The following is a 15607-nucleotide window of genomic DNA, read 5'->3' as shown; positions in this document are numbered from 1 at the left end:
AAAGGTGAAATGAGCGGAGTGCGGCTTCGGCGCCGCCGGTCCATCAGGCAGTCCGGTCCAGCGACAAGTGGGGGGTCAACCAAGAATTGAGGACTCGGTTGATCAGGCTGGCATATCTACAATGGCCACCCCCGGAATTGCGGTCTGGGCCATCTCAACCAAGTGCGCGTGGTGCGTGAAGAGGATTGCCTGCCCACTTGCCCCTATCTCGGCGCACAGTTGCAATGCGGCCCGGGCCCGTGTGTCGTCGAACGTTTCCATGATGTCGTCGAGGACCATCGGAAGGGGTCCGAGGTCACGCGCAAAGCTGCGATACCCCGCTAGCCGCAAGGCGAAGTAAAGCTGGCCCATAGTCCCCGTCGACATCTTATCGACCGGAACCTTGTCCCCGTCGGCGTCGATGCCGACCAGCTTTTCACCTTCGACCTGGCTCCAAACCTCGACGCCGCGCCACTTGGGCGCGGTCATGGTGACAAAGGCCGCTTCGACATCGCGCAGCATGTCGCTGCGTCGTTCCTCTGCCAGCCGGCGAAGTGCCCCTCGGGCCGCCAGCACACCCAGCCGCGCAACGACCGCGTTGCGACCGCCGCTGCGGAGCGCCTCCAGTAACGTCGCCTGTTCGGTGACCAGATCACTACGGTCGGAGGCGTCGAATGCTTCGCGGTACAAACGCTCGGCCTCACGTGCCGCATCGCGCGCTGCGTCGCGGCTGTCTTGCGCATCTTGCACCTGCTGTTCGAGAACAATTCCACGAGAGGCGTCCGGCATCCGGTCGAGTTCCTCGCCGAAGAGGTCCTTGTCGACGCCAACGATGGCCTGCTGCCTTTCCTGATCCGCCGCTAGATGTTTGGCACGCAGTCGATCTCGCTCAACGAGCCGGGCAATGCGATCGCTTGGCATAAGGCTGTCGTCTCCTTGACCCTTGAAACGATCACCTAATTCATTCTCCGCGGTCTCAAGATCGGTTTTGTGGCGATCTCGTGCCGCCTTGGCCTTGTCCCTGCGTGACTCGGCATCGCCACGTTGTTCGTCGGCGCGCGTTGCCGCCGCTACACGCAAGCGCGCCTGGTCGATGGTCTGAATAGGTTCCAGCCCGCCCTGATCATCTGTCGTACCAAGGATCTTCGCCAGCCGTTCGGCCCCGTCTGAATACGCCGAAATCGCCTGCTGCAGAGCCTCGACCCGCTCATCGAGACGCTGATGATCGGTGTGTAGCCGAATTAAGTTCCATAACTGTGGAAGAGCAGTCCGGACTCCTTCGACCGAGCGATCCGGTAGCGGCAAAGAGGAAGTCAACCGTTCGAACTCGAGCTCGGCCTGTTTTAGATCGTCCTTCTTGACCAGCGCGTCGTCGTCCAGTTTGTCGATGGCCTTCTGGCTGTCCTTCCATTTACTCCAGGCCTTGCGAACACTTTCTTCCAGCGTAAGAACCCTTTGCACTAGGGCAGCCATATTGCCTTTATCCACGCCGAGATCCAAGGCGCGGGCCGCTTCCATCAGTTCGGAGCGTAAGGCTTCTTCGCGGTGGCGGCGGGTATCCGACGCTGCTTGCGCGTTCGAGTGATCGGCAGCGGCGTTGGCCGCCGCTGCAAGAGCCTGATGGCGTGGTCCGAAAGCCGCCGGAGGGGCGCCTGCTTCCAGACCGAGCCTCACCGATAGCCTCGAATGAACCTCTGACAAACTCTCGCGGCGGTCGATCAGGTTTGCCAGCCGCGCTTCAGCGGTTTCGAAACGCGCCTTCGCTGTCCTTTCCCGCCTCTGCGCTTCAAGTCGCCGCTGGCGGATCTCCGCCCCCGCCACGAAATGGCCGCGTGCGCTGTCGTCCGCACGCATCGCCGCCTCGAATTGGTCTGCGGAGGGATCGGACAGGTCGTCGCGGTGGCGAGTCCAAGCCAGGTCGCGGTGGCGGCGGGTTTCCTCGGTCGTTGCGACATCCACCGCCTCGGGCGCGGCCTGCAAAGCCGAGAGATCTGCTGTTGCATCCTCCAATTCTTTCGAGCGCTCCTCGACGTTGCTCTCGGCTGCGGCGATATCCGAGGATAAGTCCGACCACTCTCGCGCGGCTTTCTCAAGCGTTTCGGGCGCGGGTAGGCCGGCGTCGACCAAGCCAGTCCAGTCCGCAGGTAAGTCGGCGGCAGCCTTGGTGAGGCGCGCGAGGGTTTGTTCCCGCTCTGTTTCGAACGCGGTCAGGTCCGAAACCGGCCTCCAGGCCTCGAATGCGACGCGCAGGAGCGTCAGATCTTGCGGTTCGCTAGGCGGCTCGCCCTCCCTCGCTCTCGCGGCATCGGCGACGGCCTTCGCCGTGTTCAACGCCTCGCTCGCCATGCGACAAGCTTCGACAGCCTCCGCGATCTCTTCCAAGTCCTCCGTGTCGAGGACAAGATCCGACACGGCAGTGCCGGACATCGAGAGCCGCGCCAGCGCCGCCGATATCTCCGTGGCGAGCGCGTCCCGGTCTGCAGTGCGACGGTCGAGATCCGCGTGCGCCGTCGTGGCGCGGTCCATCAACGGGGCTCCATCGACCTTCATCTGATCGAGACGTTCCAACTCGGCGCTCAGCGCCGGGGCGAGCGTGTCAGCGGGGTTCCCCTCAATGATCTGGTCCAGGCCGGCGACGTCATCGTCTGCCTCCGAGATCCTGGCCTCGAGCGAGGAGATTTTCTCCACAAGCGCCGCCACGCGCTCGGCCGCATCCCGTGGCAGGTCCGGGCCACTCGGGTAGTTCTTCAGGGTCTCGGCGAGTCGCTCCATCTCCTCGGTTCGGTCGAACCACGTACTGGCCGCCGTGGAGGCAAGACGGCGTTTCTGCGCGGTGACCAGCGCCGTGTTTTCCGCGTCGAACAGTGCAGCCTTCTGGTCACGGTCCTGACGAAGAGTTCGTTCCCGTTCCGAGGTCAGCCGATCCGCTCGAAGCTCGCGACCGATCTTTTTCAGGCGGTCGCTCGCCAGTTTCAGCTCCGTGGCACGGCCATGTTTTTTGTGGAATTTGTCGGCGCGCTCCGACAGCGTGTTCAGCGTCTCCGAAATGCCGGTCAGACCCGAGACGCCCGCATGCAAGAGTTGGCCCAAGTCGCCCTTCGCACTGGCAATCCGTTCGCCGCCGTCCCGCAGACCTCTTTCATCCAGCGAGAACCGCTCCTCGAATTCGTGCCGGGTTAACCCGTGCAACGCGCTCCCGAGGATCGTGTCGGCAATTGGCCGATTGTCCGTGTCCAGCAAGGACTGCGACCGCTTACTATTTCGCCTCAGGACAGTCGCCCCTCGGTCGGGGAGATCAAGGTCCGCCCCTACAAGCAAGTCGCTGCGCTCGAACCGGAATGCGTAGGGATGCGCACCAGCCCGGAAGCCAAAGAAAATCTCCAGTAACGCATGAAACGCGGTCGACTTTCCGGCCTCGTTCGGCCCGAAAACGACGGATACATCAGGGGTGTCACGCGCGGGCACCGGAAAGACGATTTCAGCGTCTTCGAAATTGCCATAGCGGATGAGATGCAGCGCATTCAGCCTCATTCCGCGCGCTCCGCATGAAGCGCAAGCATCACCTCAGCGATGGCGTCCTCGAGCAATGCATCCAGAGCGTGATCTTCCAGTTCTGCAGCGATTTCATTCGGCAGCGCGGTTCGGACCTCATCAAGTTGTTGCAGGGCGGCTTGCCTAAAACCGTCTTCCGCCATTTCCGTACGCATCAGGCGGACAAGGTCATCTGTCTCGGTGTTAGGCGAGCGGGAGGGCGGCACTACCTCGACCTTATCCAGAAATACCCGATCAACGTCGTCCAGCACTTCCGCTGCGAGCTCCGTGACAAACGCGCCGCTCTGCCTCAAGCTCGTTGCCCTCAGCCGGACGGCGGCATCCTTATTCGGGAGCTGCGCCGATAAGAACCCGTCTCTAAGGGAAGCAACCATATCCTGCTGATCGCCGGAGTCCTGGAGGTCCAATTCCAACTCGGCAAAGCCCAACCGCGAGACGTCGCGCCGCTCGGCTACGGGTGCGCCGTCTCCCATTTCGACAAGCGTAACTGTCCCGCCTTGGCGCTCACCGAAATGGCGCGGTTGCGGGATGCCCGGCATGACCGCCAAGACGGGGCCATCCCGACGCTCGAACGGCGCATGTATGTGACCGAGGCACCAAAGGTCGAAGCCATGCGCCATCAGGTCGGCTGCGGCGCAGGGCGCATACGGGTCATGACCGGGAGCGCCATCGAGCGAGGTATGCATAAGACCGACATTTCGCTTGTCCGGCACCGGTTTCGGGTAGTCGGGAAGGAAGCTCTTTCCGACATGAGCTGCATCGTACGAAAGCCCGTGAAAGGCGGTGTCGCCGATTTCGACCGTTGGCATTTCCTTGTGAAGAAGATGGATGTTGGGACCAAGCTCTCCGTGGGCACGGTGATCGAGCAACGCGTCGTGGTTACCTCGGACCAAGACCGTTGGCACACCTGCCTCCGCGGCCCGTGACAACTGTGCGATCAGGAAGGCGCGCGATCGGAGATCTGGGTATCCGTTGTCGAAAGTGTCCCCCGCCAACACGAGCGCGTCGACCTTCTCAGAGATCGCCAGGTCTATGATCCGTACGAACGTGTCGCGACTAGCTTGCTTCAAACGATCCCCAAGATCGGGGTTTCGCAGTGCGACCGACCTGATCGGAGAACCTAGGTGAATGTCGGCAGTAACAAGTAGACGCATTATTCTTCACCATTAGAATTCATGAATACAAGCGGTTACAAATTCTGCGATCTTTTGCCATGTGGTTCCAGCGTTGTTCCATGTGACGGGCTGTCATGTTCCTGACGACACTTGGACTTCTCCGCTAGACCTGTTTCAAACTGATCACACCTGCGTCTTTATTCGAGAAACATAGCGCTCCGTCACCTAGGAAGACCATGGCATAGGTGGATCGCGACGTTGACTTAACGCAATTTTTAGCGCACATTTCCCGCAAAACGCAACCCCACAGAATCGGAGCAGTCATGGGGGATTTTGTCAAAACCCGTTTCCCGGTCGCGATCTATCGCGGCCTGATCATTGATCTTGAGGACCGCCTGCGCGGAGAAGCCCTTAAAGCACATCGGATGATTCAGGATCACTCCGGTCTGGATACACGTCGCGCACGGCGCCTTGAGGGAATGTCGCGTTTCCACATGATGGAAAAGGGGTTTCAGGAGGTCTGTGAACTTCATGGCGGCGCACTGCTCGACGGTGGCATTATCCCCGGTTCGGACTTCAAGGTTTTCCAACCGTTCATGCGTTTCGAGCATGAGGGGCAAGGCTTCATCCTTGGCCTCGCAGCAATGCCGGAACCCAGCAAACTTCCGGTCAAGAACAAGTCGCGGAAGGCCGGTGTGACACTGAACTACAAGCTGTCTCCTCACTTCGATTTTGATGGTACTGCCCCTCAGATCGGGGACATCTGCATTCTGTTTCTCTTCGCTCGCGACCCTGAACATGCCGGCAAGATCAAGGAGTTGGCCATCGGTCTCATTGACTCCGATTATGAGCAATACCTTTTCTACGAACGAATCGACCAATACCTGGCAGATGACGGGGATGTGTCGGAACCCAGTTCGCCGTTTTCGACACCTCCCGCATTGCCTGCCAGCGGTGCAGTCCGCCTGAAGCGCACGATGAAGCCTTTTGTTCCTCCCGAGGCTCCATCTGTGGATGATGAACAGGATGGCAAAGCGTAAAGGTGCCACCGGCATCACAGGAGGGAAGAATGCGAGTGGGAACACCCGGCTTCGTGCCGGAACGTCTCGTTGAGGCGCGCGCCGCCCGGCGCGTTCAAAGCATGAAAGAGTTGGCCCTGATGCTAGGAGTCAGCCCTAGTTCGGTTTCCCGTTGGGAAACCGGCAAGCAGGCGCCGGAAGCCGATGCTCTAACAGAATTGGCGAGGGCCCTGCGGGTCCGGCGAGAGTTTTTTCTCCGTCCGGTCTTCGACAGCCCGCGACCGATGTTCTATCGAAAACTGGTTAGCACGCTGAAGCGCGACCGCGAGTATCAAACTTCTCAGGTGAGCTGGCTACATGAGATCAGCCATGTCTTGCAGCACTATGTTGATTTCCCAGAACTCGACATTCCAGACGTTCTGGGTGGCTCCAGCTACGGTCAGCTTCGGGACGAAGACATCGAGGACATCGCCGACGAACTGCGGTCCCACTGGCAATTGGGCGAAGGCCCTTGCACAAATGTCGTAGCGGTCCTTGAAAAGATAGGCTGTGTCGTCGGCTCCATCGAAATGGGAACGTCCAAACTCGACGGCGTTTGCAGCTGGTCCAAGTCCGAGGACCGTCCTCACATCTTGCTCGCATCAGACAAGATGAATCTCCCCCGTCGTCAGATGGACGCCGCCCATGAACTGGGTCATGCTGTGCTGCACCGGAATGTCAGCGCAAAAGCATTGCGCGATGATCTTCCAGAGATCGAGCGCCAGGCATTCCGTTTCGCAAGCGCGTTTCTTATGCCGCAGACGACTTATGTGCCGGAGGTCCCGAACTACTCCCTGGCAGGGTTGCTGTCTCTGAAAGAACGTTGGCGCGTTTCTGTGAAGGCCCAGATCAAGCGGTTGGTGGATCTAGAGATCATCCCGCAGGATCATGCCACGCAGCTCTATAAGACCTATTCCGCTAAAGGCTGGAACCGACAAGAGCCGATGGACAAGGAGTGGGCTGTTCCAAAGCCACGTATGTTGCATGACGCTCTTTGCCTGATCGTGGATTCCGGCACCCGCAGTAAGGACGACCTGCTTTCGGTCGAGTTCACGATGCATCCAGGCGATATTGAGAACCTCGTTGGCCTTCCGTCTGGTTGGTTCAGCAAGAAAACAGGCGACGTGGTGTCATTGACTCTCAAGACGGACGTTTCGCGTGAGACAGGTGCACCTGCAGGAGGTTCAGTGATCCCATTCTCCCGGCGTGAATCGTAGTAGGGTCGGCACATGCGCGTGAAAATCGATGTCTCAGAAGAGGAACTGGATGGTGACTATGGCGCGGTTCCGGGGCTCATCATCACCTGTACCCGGTGCCGGCACTCTGTGGAGGTGTTCGGCACCGAAGAAAATTCGGTGAAACGCGGAGCGGTCATGCTTCGGGATGAATGTCCTTTTGACGAAGACAACTTCTACTCGGCGTAGTTCGTTGGAGGACCTCTTAATATCGTCGGTCGATCGCCGCAGATCGATCCGTGATCTGACATGCCCGGACTGCGGCGTAAATTTGAACCGTTTTTCATGAATAACACCTATTCAAGAACATTTTTCATGTGTTAGGAACGGATTTCATGGACGCAATGCTCTGCAGCAAAAATTCACGCCAAGGGAACGGAATTCATGCCATCGGACCAACAGGTACTTTTTTCGGGCCCGAGAACCGTTTTTCAGGAGCGGCGCCTTCCTGAGACCGCCACCTTGGCAGGCTACAGCGCACTGATCGACGCCTACAGATTATCTGTGCCACTGCCCCGCAAACTTTCGGCAACCGGGAACCATCACCGGGTCGTTGAGGATGAGGTTTGGCGCATCCTGACGCCGCGCCACGCCCCGAGTGCAGACCTGGATGGCCACCTCACCTTCGCTCTCAAATATGAAGGGCTTGACCTTGCTGTCCTCGCGAAGCTGTTCGCGGCCACCGGGCCTGACGGCATTGTTGACATCGTGCGCAAAAAGCCGACCGGCAGCTACGCAAGGCGCATCTGGTTTCTGTTTGAATGGCTAACGGGAAGCCGACTGAATCTGCCAGATGCAGAGGGCGGTCGCTACGTGCCTGTCGTTGATCCCGACCAACAGTTCGCGACGGAAGGGGAAAACGCTCCCCGATATCGCGTTAAAAATAATCTGCCGGGAACCAGAGACTTCTGCCCGCTGGTCTTTCGCACGCAAAAGCTAGACGAGTTCATCGCGATGGACCTGGCGAGTCGAGCCCGCGCGGTCATCGCCGACGTCCCCCGGGACTTGCTCGCGCGCACGGCTGCTTTCCTTTTACTCAAAGACTCACGTTCCAGCTACGCGATCGAAGGCGAGCGTCCACCACAAGACCGAATTCAGCGTTGGGGCCGTGCGATCGGCGAGGCCGGTCGCCAGCCGCTCGACCGCGATGAGCTGCTACGACTGCAACGGATCGTCATAGGTGATGCCCGGTTCATAAAGCTGGGTTTCCGCGACGAGGGCGGTTTTGTTGGCGAGCATGACCGCGAAACAAGGATGCCGTTGCCTGATCATATAAGTGCCCGGCATGAAGATCTTCCGTCCCTGACTGACGGGATGATCGCCTTTGATCACGGTGCGTCTCGGCACTCTGACCAGATCGTGTCCGCTGCAATCCTCGCATTCGGTTTTGTCTACATACACCCGTTTGAAGACGGTAACGGCCGGCTGCACCGTTACCTGATCCACCATGTTCTGGCGGAACGCGGCTTCAACCCACCAGGGGTGGTCTTTCCGGTGTCCGCCGCGATCCTAGAACGCATAGATGAGTATAGAACGGTTCTTGAGAGCTATTCAGCACGACTGCTGCCGCTCATCGAGTGGGAGCCGACGGAAAAATTCAACGTTCGGGTCTTGAACGACACAGGCGATTTCTACCGCTTCTTCGACGCGACGCCACACGCAGAATTCCTCTACTCATGCGTCCAAAAGACAATCGAAGAAGACCTGCCGTACGAGACAGCATTCCTTCGAAATTACGATGCATTCCGCAGCCAGGTCGAAGCCATTGTTGATATGCCTGACCGCACCATCGATCTGTTGTTTCGCTTCCTTCAACAGAACGGAGGCACCCTGTCGCGTCGCGCTCGAACCAATGAGTTCAAGGCATTGACCGACGACGAAACGGCGCGGATCGAGCACGTCTTTGCAGAAACAATGATTTAGATCGAGGTGACCTTGTATGCACTTGTCACGGATTGTGATTGAGAACTTTCGGAACTTTTCAAAATTGGACGTAGCCCTCGATGGGAACGTCGTTGTGGTTGGCGAAAACAAGGTCGGCAAAAGCAACCTGATGCATGCCCTCCGATTGCTGTTTGATCCCTCTCTGCCTGACAGCGCCCGTGAACTTGGCCTCGCCGATTTCTGGGACGGCCTTGGCGGCCCAGAAGAAGACGACAAGATAGTCATTGGTGTCGAAATCGAAGAATTTGACACTGACCTCGATATCCTTGCTCTGCTCACGGACTTCCGCCTTGACGACGACCCCGACACGGTCCGCCTGACCTACGAATGTCGCGCTCGACCGGGATTGGGCCGTGCGCCAACATCGGACAACGATCTGGAGTTCATCTGTTTCGGCGGCGAAAGCGAGACGAAACGTTTCGGCCATGACCTCCGCCGCCGCCTGACAATGGACCTGTTGCCAGCACTTCGTGACGCTGAAGGTGATCTCGCGGCGTGGCGCCGATCGCCTCTACGCCCGCTCATCGAGGAAGCCTTCGCCGACATCGACCAGGCAGATCTTGATGAGATTGGTGAAGCAATCGAGGAAGCCACCGAAAAATTGACGGCCTTCCCGAGTGTAGGGGATCTTGAGACAGACCTCGGTCAACTCTTTGCAGCCATGAGCGGCCCCAAGCAGGATGTCAAACCACGACTTGGCTTTGGCGCCACCGATGTCACACGCCTTTTTCGTAGCATAAGGCTGCTGATCGATGACGGCAGGCGGTCCATCAATGACGCAAGCCTCGGCTCGGCCAACATCATGTTCCTGAGCCTCAAGATGCTGGAACTGAGCAGGCTGATTGCGGAGAACCATCGCGATCATACGCTATTGGCCATCGAAGAACCTGAAGCCCACCTTCACCCGCATCTACAACGATCAGTTTATCGCCACCTTTTTCAGTCAGTTGATAATCCTGATCAGCAGAAGCAAATGTCAGTGCTACTGACTTCGCACTCGCCGCATATTGCCAGCGTTGCTCCGTTGCGTTCCCTTCTCTTGCTAAAAGAGAAAGCTGACGAGGGCACGACCGGCTGCTCTACAGCGTCGATAAGACTGACAGATGATGAGGTCGACGATCTCACGCGTTATCTGGATGTGACGCGTGCTGAGATGCTGTTCGCCCGCGGTATCATTTTGGTCGAAGGCGACGCAGAAAAGTTCCTTGTGCCACTCTTCGCTGAGGCTCTTGGCTGTTCGCTCGATATGCTCGGAATTACCGTGTGCTCAGTCGCCGGGACAAATTTCACGCCCTATGCGAAGTTCTTGACCTCCCTGGACATACCCTTCTCGATCATCACAGATTGGGATCCAATGCCGAAGAGCAAACCCTTGGCCGTAAATCGAGGGATCAAACTTGCGGTCGCGATCGAGCGCGCCAGAACAAAAAAAATCCCAAGAGCGCTCGCAAAAGAATTGGGAGACATCGCCGAAAACAAGGATGAAGACGATCTCGCAGGTCGCTTCGAAGATTTCGGCATTTATACGAACATCCGCACTCTTGAGACAGATCTGTACGAAGACGGGTTCGCAGCTGACATTCTCGACACGCTCAACGAAGGAAAATGGAGCAAGGCGAGACAAGCGCAGATCAATGCCTGGACTGCTGATCACGACAGTATCAACCACGACCAGATGCTCAAGCTGATCGATGTGGTTGGGAAAGGGCGCTTTGCACAACGCCTTGCCTCTAAAATCGAAGGACGAAAGCCCCCGCGCTATATCGAAGATGCTATCCGACATGTGGTGAAACGTGTCTGACGCGTCCATCTACCTGAAAGCTGCCGAAGATCTACGGGCTAATCCCGCACAATGGGCCGCCTACGAATCTCAAGGACACTGTGTTGTCCTTGCCGGGCCAGGTAGCGGGAAGACAAAGACCTTGACCGTCAAATTGGCACGTCTGCTGGCCGAAGATATTCAGGAGCCACGGGGCCTCGCCTGCATCACCTACAACAATGAATGCGCCCGGGAGCTCGAAACCAGGCTATCAGCGCTCGGAATTGAGGCCGGAAGAAGAGCGTTTATTGGGACTGTCCACTCCTTCTCCCTAACACAGATCGTCCTACCGTATGCCAAGGCAGCCGAAATGGGGCTCCCCGACGAGTTTTGCGTCGCAACTCGCGCGGAGCGGCGTCAAGCATTGGAAGCCGCTTATAGGAAGGTGATTGGCGGGCGTGATAACCCACAACAGCTCGATTTCACGATGGGCACCTACCGTCGATCCATTCTGAACAGAAGCAGCGCGGAATGGTATGGAACTGATCCCGAGATGGCCGCATTGGTGGAGGCCTTTGAGGCCGAACTCAGGGCAATGGGGCGAATTGATTTTGACGATATGCCTCTTCTCGCCGTCAGAGCGCTGCGCGAGCATGAATGGCTGCAGCGCGCCATTCTCGCCAAGTACCCGGTCCTTGTTGTCGATGAATATCAAGACCTCGGAAGAGCGCTCCATCGTATGGTCATGGGCCTGTGTTTCAGCACCGGGATGAGGCTTTTCGCAGTCGGAGACGCAGACCAATCCATCTATGAATTCAACGGGGCGAACCCGCAGCTTCTTCGCGAGCTGGCGGCCCTTGATGATGTCGAATGTGTGCGGTTGCGACTAAACTACCGATCTGGATCGAAGATTGTAGAAGCATCCAATTTTGCGCTTGGCGAAGCGCGAGACTACAAGGCGGTTGACGGTGCAGAGGAAGGCACGGTCTATTTTCACCCTCAGCAGGGTAGTTACGAACACCAGGCCGCAGAGGCGTTCAGGACAGTCATCGCTGACATCGCCAAACGACATCCGGATTTGGAGCCCGGAGACATCGCTATCCTCTACCCAGCTGCCTGGCTAGGTGACAAGGTTGCCGAAGTGGCCCAGCAGGTCGGCTTGTCAGTTATCAGAACTGATACGAACGCAATATATCCTCGCGCGAGCCGCTTGATGCGCTGGCTGGAGAGCTGTGCAAAATGGTGTTCGGGTGGATGGCAAACAGGAACACCGCGTTTCAACCATCTGGTCAACGAAGGCGCACGCCTGTTCGCCGAAGAGATCAACACACCCGAGTTGCACCTCGCCTTCCAACGAGCGCTAATGCAATGCCTCTGGTCGCGGCGCGATGGCACCTTGGTACTGAGAAAATGGCTGTCAGATGTTCGCGCGGCAATCATCAAAGACCTGATGGTCAAGTGCCGCTCAATGAAAGATGAGGGCGAAACACTGGACACTTTCATCGCGCGCACCCAAGCAGGCAAAGATTGTGAAGATATGACTGTCAGTCAGTTCGCCGGCCAAAGCGAAGGGAACGACAGCCTGCATCTTTCAACACTTCACAGTGCCAAAGGTCGAGAATTCCCGATCGTCATCATGTTTGGTATGGATCAGGGGAGGATTCCGAGAAACGATTCCACCCCGTCACAGAAGTTGGAAGCTCGACGCCTTTTCTACGTGGGATTTACGCGGGCCAAATCGGAAGTACACATCATGCATTCTAGCTCGCGCCCGTCGCCTTTCGTGACCGAACTTGCCGCACGCCTCGATCAATAGGAAAACTGCGTAGCGGCGACAGCGAACATATGCTTTTGTTAGAATGCCGATATCCATGGGCTGTGCAGCTGACGCGCGGCAATTTTACAGGGTACTCGGCTCAGCTGCACCTACCACGCCTGCATCCTCCAACTGCTCCCGATCGGGAAGATCGAGAAGGCTCTCCAACCCGAAGGCGACGAGGAACTGCTCTGTGGTGACGAAGGTATAGGGAGCGCCGCGCCGAGGCGACCTTGGCCCGGTCCCGATCAGGTCGCGCACATGCAGTCGGCCGATCAGGTCGCGGCTGATTTCCTTGCCGAAGATATCCTTCAGTGCGTCGCGGGTGATCGGCTGGTGGTAGGCGATGGCGGCCAGGACCGCGACGTCGAATTCGCTCAGGTCCAGCAATTGGTCCCCGATATCTGCCGCCGCGCGGATCGCGGGGGCGTAGGTGGCGCGCGTGCGGAACATCCAGCCGCCAGCGACCTGGGCGATCTCGAAGGCCCGCCCTTCCAGATCTGCGGCGAGGTCCTCGACCAGAAGGTCGACCGAAGCCCCCTGCCCCACCACGCGTGCCAGGTCGTCGCGCGGCACCGGCGAAGCTGAGGCAAAGAGCACCGCCTCGATCCGGCGCATCCATTCACGCCAGCGCAGCTCGGGTGGCAGGTCGGGCAACTCGCGATCCAGTTCGGGGTCAGAGCGATCCTTCGCCATCGCTAGACCCCGTAAAACCGGAAGGTGTCGCGCCCGGTCAGCTCGTGCACCGCGCCGAGGTCGACCAGCCGGTCGCAGAGCCGCCGCGCGGCGCGATCCGTCAAGGGCAAAGCCGAAGGCGCCATAGCATCGCGGGTCAGGAACATCTTGACCGCGTCGCCCGCCCCCTTGGCCCGCAGCTTGGGTGCGACCGCCTTGAGATGCGCCGCCCGCCGCGCGAGGTCGACGGAGAGACGCACGGCCTCAAGGACCGACGAGATCAGCGAGCGATAACAGGCGAAGCGAAGATCATCGCCTTGCTTGCGCAGGTCAGCCCGTTTCAGGCCAGTCGCCAGCAGAGGCATCAGATGATCCCAACCGAGAGCTTGGGCGAGGGCTATATCCGCGAGGATCAACGCCGGCACATCGGACCGAGGCGCTTTGGTCAGCACCGCCTCCAGCACCATCGCGGCACGGGCTACCGGCATTCCCTGCCCTGTATCCAGCCACCCGGCAATCTGGCCCGGCTCGAAGGCCGGCAAGGCTCGTCCCAAAGTCTTGATCGACACCGGCCGCTCCGCCGCACGCCGCCAGGCAAGGTAGGTTTCGCCCGCTGGTCCGGGAAGATCGCCGGGCCGCAATAGGTGTACCGCGTCGCGCAGCTCCCCTGCCCGCTCCGGGCGGCCAGAAAACGCGACACAGGCCTCTGCCGCACGCAGCGCGAGCCGGTCCCGCAACAAGGCATGGGGGAGGTCAACTCGGCTCAACACAAGATGCAGATGACTGAGCGCGGCGCCCGACAAAAACGCCACATCTTCAAGGGTTTCCGGTCGCAATGAGGTGACCCACCCCGGAAATTTCGGTAGGTTGATCAGGTCGTCCGAGATAGTGGCAGGCTGGTATGTCATGCCACAAGACTATCGCAGTACGGCGCTTACGTCCACGATATGATGTGCAAACCGCCCCACCCTGCGGCTCTCTACTATGTCCAATAAGTTTGCCTTATCGCGCATTTAGGACTGCTCGGCTTCGGCTTTTTCGCCGGATTGGTCCGGGTGCGTTAAGGGTCGTGTTCTTGGGTGGGGTTGTACTTTGCTGAGCGGTCGCTTTGCCATTTCCGAATGGAGGGTTTCTCGCATTGTCTGGGGTGCTCTGGGGGTTCGTTTTGGCTCAGGTTTTTGCGGTCCACATTTGGAACCTTTTGTGTCCTGTGATTTCTCGGATGAGGCCGATTTGCTGCATCCATGTGAGGTTGCGTTGTATGGCAGCGCGGCTGGCGCCTGTGGCGGCCTCGGCCAGGGGGGCGGAGATCAGCGGCCATTCGGTGAGCAGCGCGCGCAAAGCTGGGGGAGTGCGGCCGGAACGTTTGACCATGGCGGTTTGGGCCCGGACGGACCAGGCCTCGATCTCATCGAGATGGCGCATGGCGGTCAGGGTTGCGCTGCTCATCCCGTCAAGCCAGCGGGCCAGGCGCGCGGCGACAGATCCGTTCGCCCGCAAGGCCCCTGCCCCGCCCATGGCCAGGGGCGCAAACACGGCGCCCACTCCATCACTTGCGGCGATCCGGGCGGCGGTGACGGCAGCTTCCATCTGGTCATCCAGCTGTCCCAGGCCCGCCAGGCGCCACAGATGAAACCCCATGCAGGCGCGTGTGATCGGGTGCAGGTCCTGCGCCTCGGCCATCAGATCGGTCCAACTGCCGGCGCGGTCGGCCAGGCGGTCGGCTTCGGGATCCAGCGTCTCCGGATCATGGCGGCCGAGAAAGGTGGCCAGTCCCGCCTCGGGCCCCGGCCCCCCGGTCAGCCGTCGCACCGCCCAGCCCGCGCGGGACAACGCGGCCGTATCGTCTTGAACGCCCGACAGCCGGAGAGAGATCCAAAGCGCCAGCCGATCCGGCGGGATCCGATCGCCCGAGATCCAGCTCAGATCCGCCGCTTCGAGCAGCGCCAGCCGGTGATGCCAGCCGTCCGGCCCGCGCCCGAGGCGATCATCGAGGGCGCCAAGCCGACCCGCCACACGCGCAAGCGCCGCGGCCAAACCGGCCTCCGCCTCTCGCCAGTCCGTGAGGATCCCGGCTTCGCTTGCGCCCGCCCTCGGGCCCGGCGGCTCATCATCCGGTGCGTCTTTGATTGGACCCGGCAAAACCCACAGATCGTCCTCCAGCGGCTGCCCTGATCTATCGGCAGGTTCCTTGAATTCACCAGCTTTGTCAGAGGCTTCAGGCATCATATGCGCAAAATATGCGGCTTTTGCGGGCGACCCAAGGGTTTTTTCAACCCCCTCCCCTGCCCTGCATTAACCACACCCGCGCGATACACCGCCATCGCCCTGTCGTTGCGCCGCGCCCATAAAACAAAGGGCGTATGCAGCAGCCCCGCCACAGCGCACCCCCTTGCATCCATTTACAAACGATCGTTTACTGACGATACCCAAAACTGCAAAAGCCGCCCAAAAAGGCAACGCCAACCGGAAAA

General features: G+C 59.3%; 11 protein-coding genes. 6 read left to right on the top strand and 5 right to left on the bottom strand.

What is annotated here, in order from left to right:
* Positions 1 to 102 precede the first annotated feature (102 nt).
* Both IU397_RS21005 and IU397_RS21000 read right to left on the bottom strand, forming a co-directional pair.
* Positions 103 to 3510: an AAA family ATPase gene (locus IU397_RS21005; RefSeq protein WP_204417420.1), complete on the bottom strand. Its 3408-nt coding sequence runs from the start codon at positions 3508 to 3510 to the stop codon at positions 103 to 105.
* Positions 3507 to 4685 carry a DNA repair exonuclease gene (locus IU397_RS21000; protein ID WP_204417419.1) on the bottom strand — a complete coding sequence of 393 codons (1179 nt, stop codon included), beginning with the start codon at positions 4683 to 4685 and terminating at the stop codon, positions 3507 to 3509. Before IU397_RS21000 ends, IU397_RS21005 begins: the two co-directional genes overlap by 4 nt.
* A 284-nt stretch (positions 4686 to 4969) precedes the next feature.
* On the opposite strand from IU397_RS21000, the gene IU397_RS20995 reads away from it, so the two are divergent.
* The 6 genes from IU397_RS20995 (at position 4970) to IU397_RS20970 (ending at position 12458) form a co-directional block, all read left to right on the top strand.
* Positions 4970 to 5686 carry a hypothetical protein gene (locus tag IU397_RS20995; RefSeq protein WP_204417418.1) on the top strand — a complete coding sequence of 239 codons (717 nt, stop codon included), beginning with the start codon at positions 4970 to 4972 and terminating at the stop codon, positions 5684 to 5686.
* Positions 5687 to 5715: 29 nt separating this feature from the next.
* A complete protein-coding gene (locus tag IU397_RS20990; protein WP_204417417.1) occupies positions 5716 to 6921 on the top strand; it encodes an ImmA/IrrE family metallo-endopeptidase in 1206 nt (401 codons plus the stop codon).
* A 12-nt stretch (positions 6922 to 6933) separates the two neighbouring features.
* Positions 6934 to 7128, top strand: coding sequence for a hypothetical protein (locus tag IU397_RS20985; protein WP_204417415.1), 195 nt, complete (start codon positions 6934 to 6936; stop codon positions 7126 to 7128).
* Between the two features lie 195 nt (positions 7129 to 7323).
* Entirely contained in the window at positions 7324 to 8862 is a 1539-nt protein-coding gene (locus tag IU397_RS20980; protein ID WP_204417413.1) for a Fic family protein, read from the top strand.
* A 16-nt stretch (positions 8863 to 8878) separates the two neighbouring features.
* A complete protein-coding gene (locus IU397_RS20975) occupies positions 8879 to 10684 on the top strand; it encodes an ATP-dependent endonuclease (protein WP_204417412.1) in 1806 nt (601 codons plus the stop codon).
* Positions 10677 to 12458, top strand: coding sequence for an ATP-dependent helicase (locus tag IU397_RS20970; protein WP_204417411.1), 1782 nt, complete (start codon positions 10677 to 10679; stop codon positions 12456 to 12458). Before IU397_RS20975 ends, IU397_RS20970 begins: the two co-directional genes overlap by 8 nt.
* Positions 12459 to 12542: 84 nt before the next feature.
* Here the strand turns inward: IU397_RS20970 and IU397_RS20965 are convergent, their stop codons facing one another.
* The 3 genes from IU397_RS20965 to IU397_RS20955 all read right to left on the bottom strand — a co-directional run bounded on the left by IU397_RS20965 (position 12543) and on the right by IU397_RS20955 (position 15362).
* Positions 12543 to 13154 carry an SMC-Scp complex subunit ScpB gene (locus IU397_RS20965; protein ID WP_204417410.1) on the bottom strand — a complete coding sequence of 204 codons (612 nt, stop codon included), beginning with the start codon at positions 13152 to 13154 and terminating at the stop codon, positions 12543 to 12545.
* A gap of 2 nt (positions 13155 to 13156) precedes the next feature.
* Positions 13157 to 14041, bottom strand: coding sequence for a DUF1403 family protein (locus IU397_RS20960; RefSeq protein WP_204417409.1), 885 nt, complete (start codon positions 14039 to 14041; stop codon positions 13157 to 13159).
* Between the two features lie 262 nt (positions 14042 to 14303).
* Positions 14304 to 15362, bottom strand: coding sequence for a hypothetical protein (locus IU397_RS20955; protein WP_370541751.1), 1059 nt, complete (start codon positions 15360 to 15362; stop codon positions 14304 to 14306).
* Between the last annotated feature and the right edge of the window lie 245 nt (positions 15363 to 15607).

Source organism: Actibacterium sp. 188UL27-1 (assembly GCF_016901225.1).
Taxonomy (GTDB): Bacteria; Pseudomonadota; Alphaproteobacteria; order Rhodobacterales; family Rhodobacteraceae; genus 188UL27-1.
Note: the sequence above shows the minus strand (reverse complement) of the source record. Positions and strands in the feature narration are given on the sequence as shown.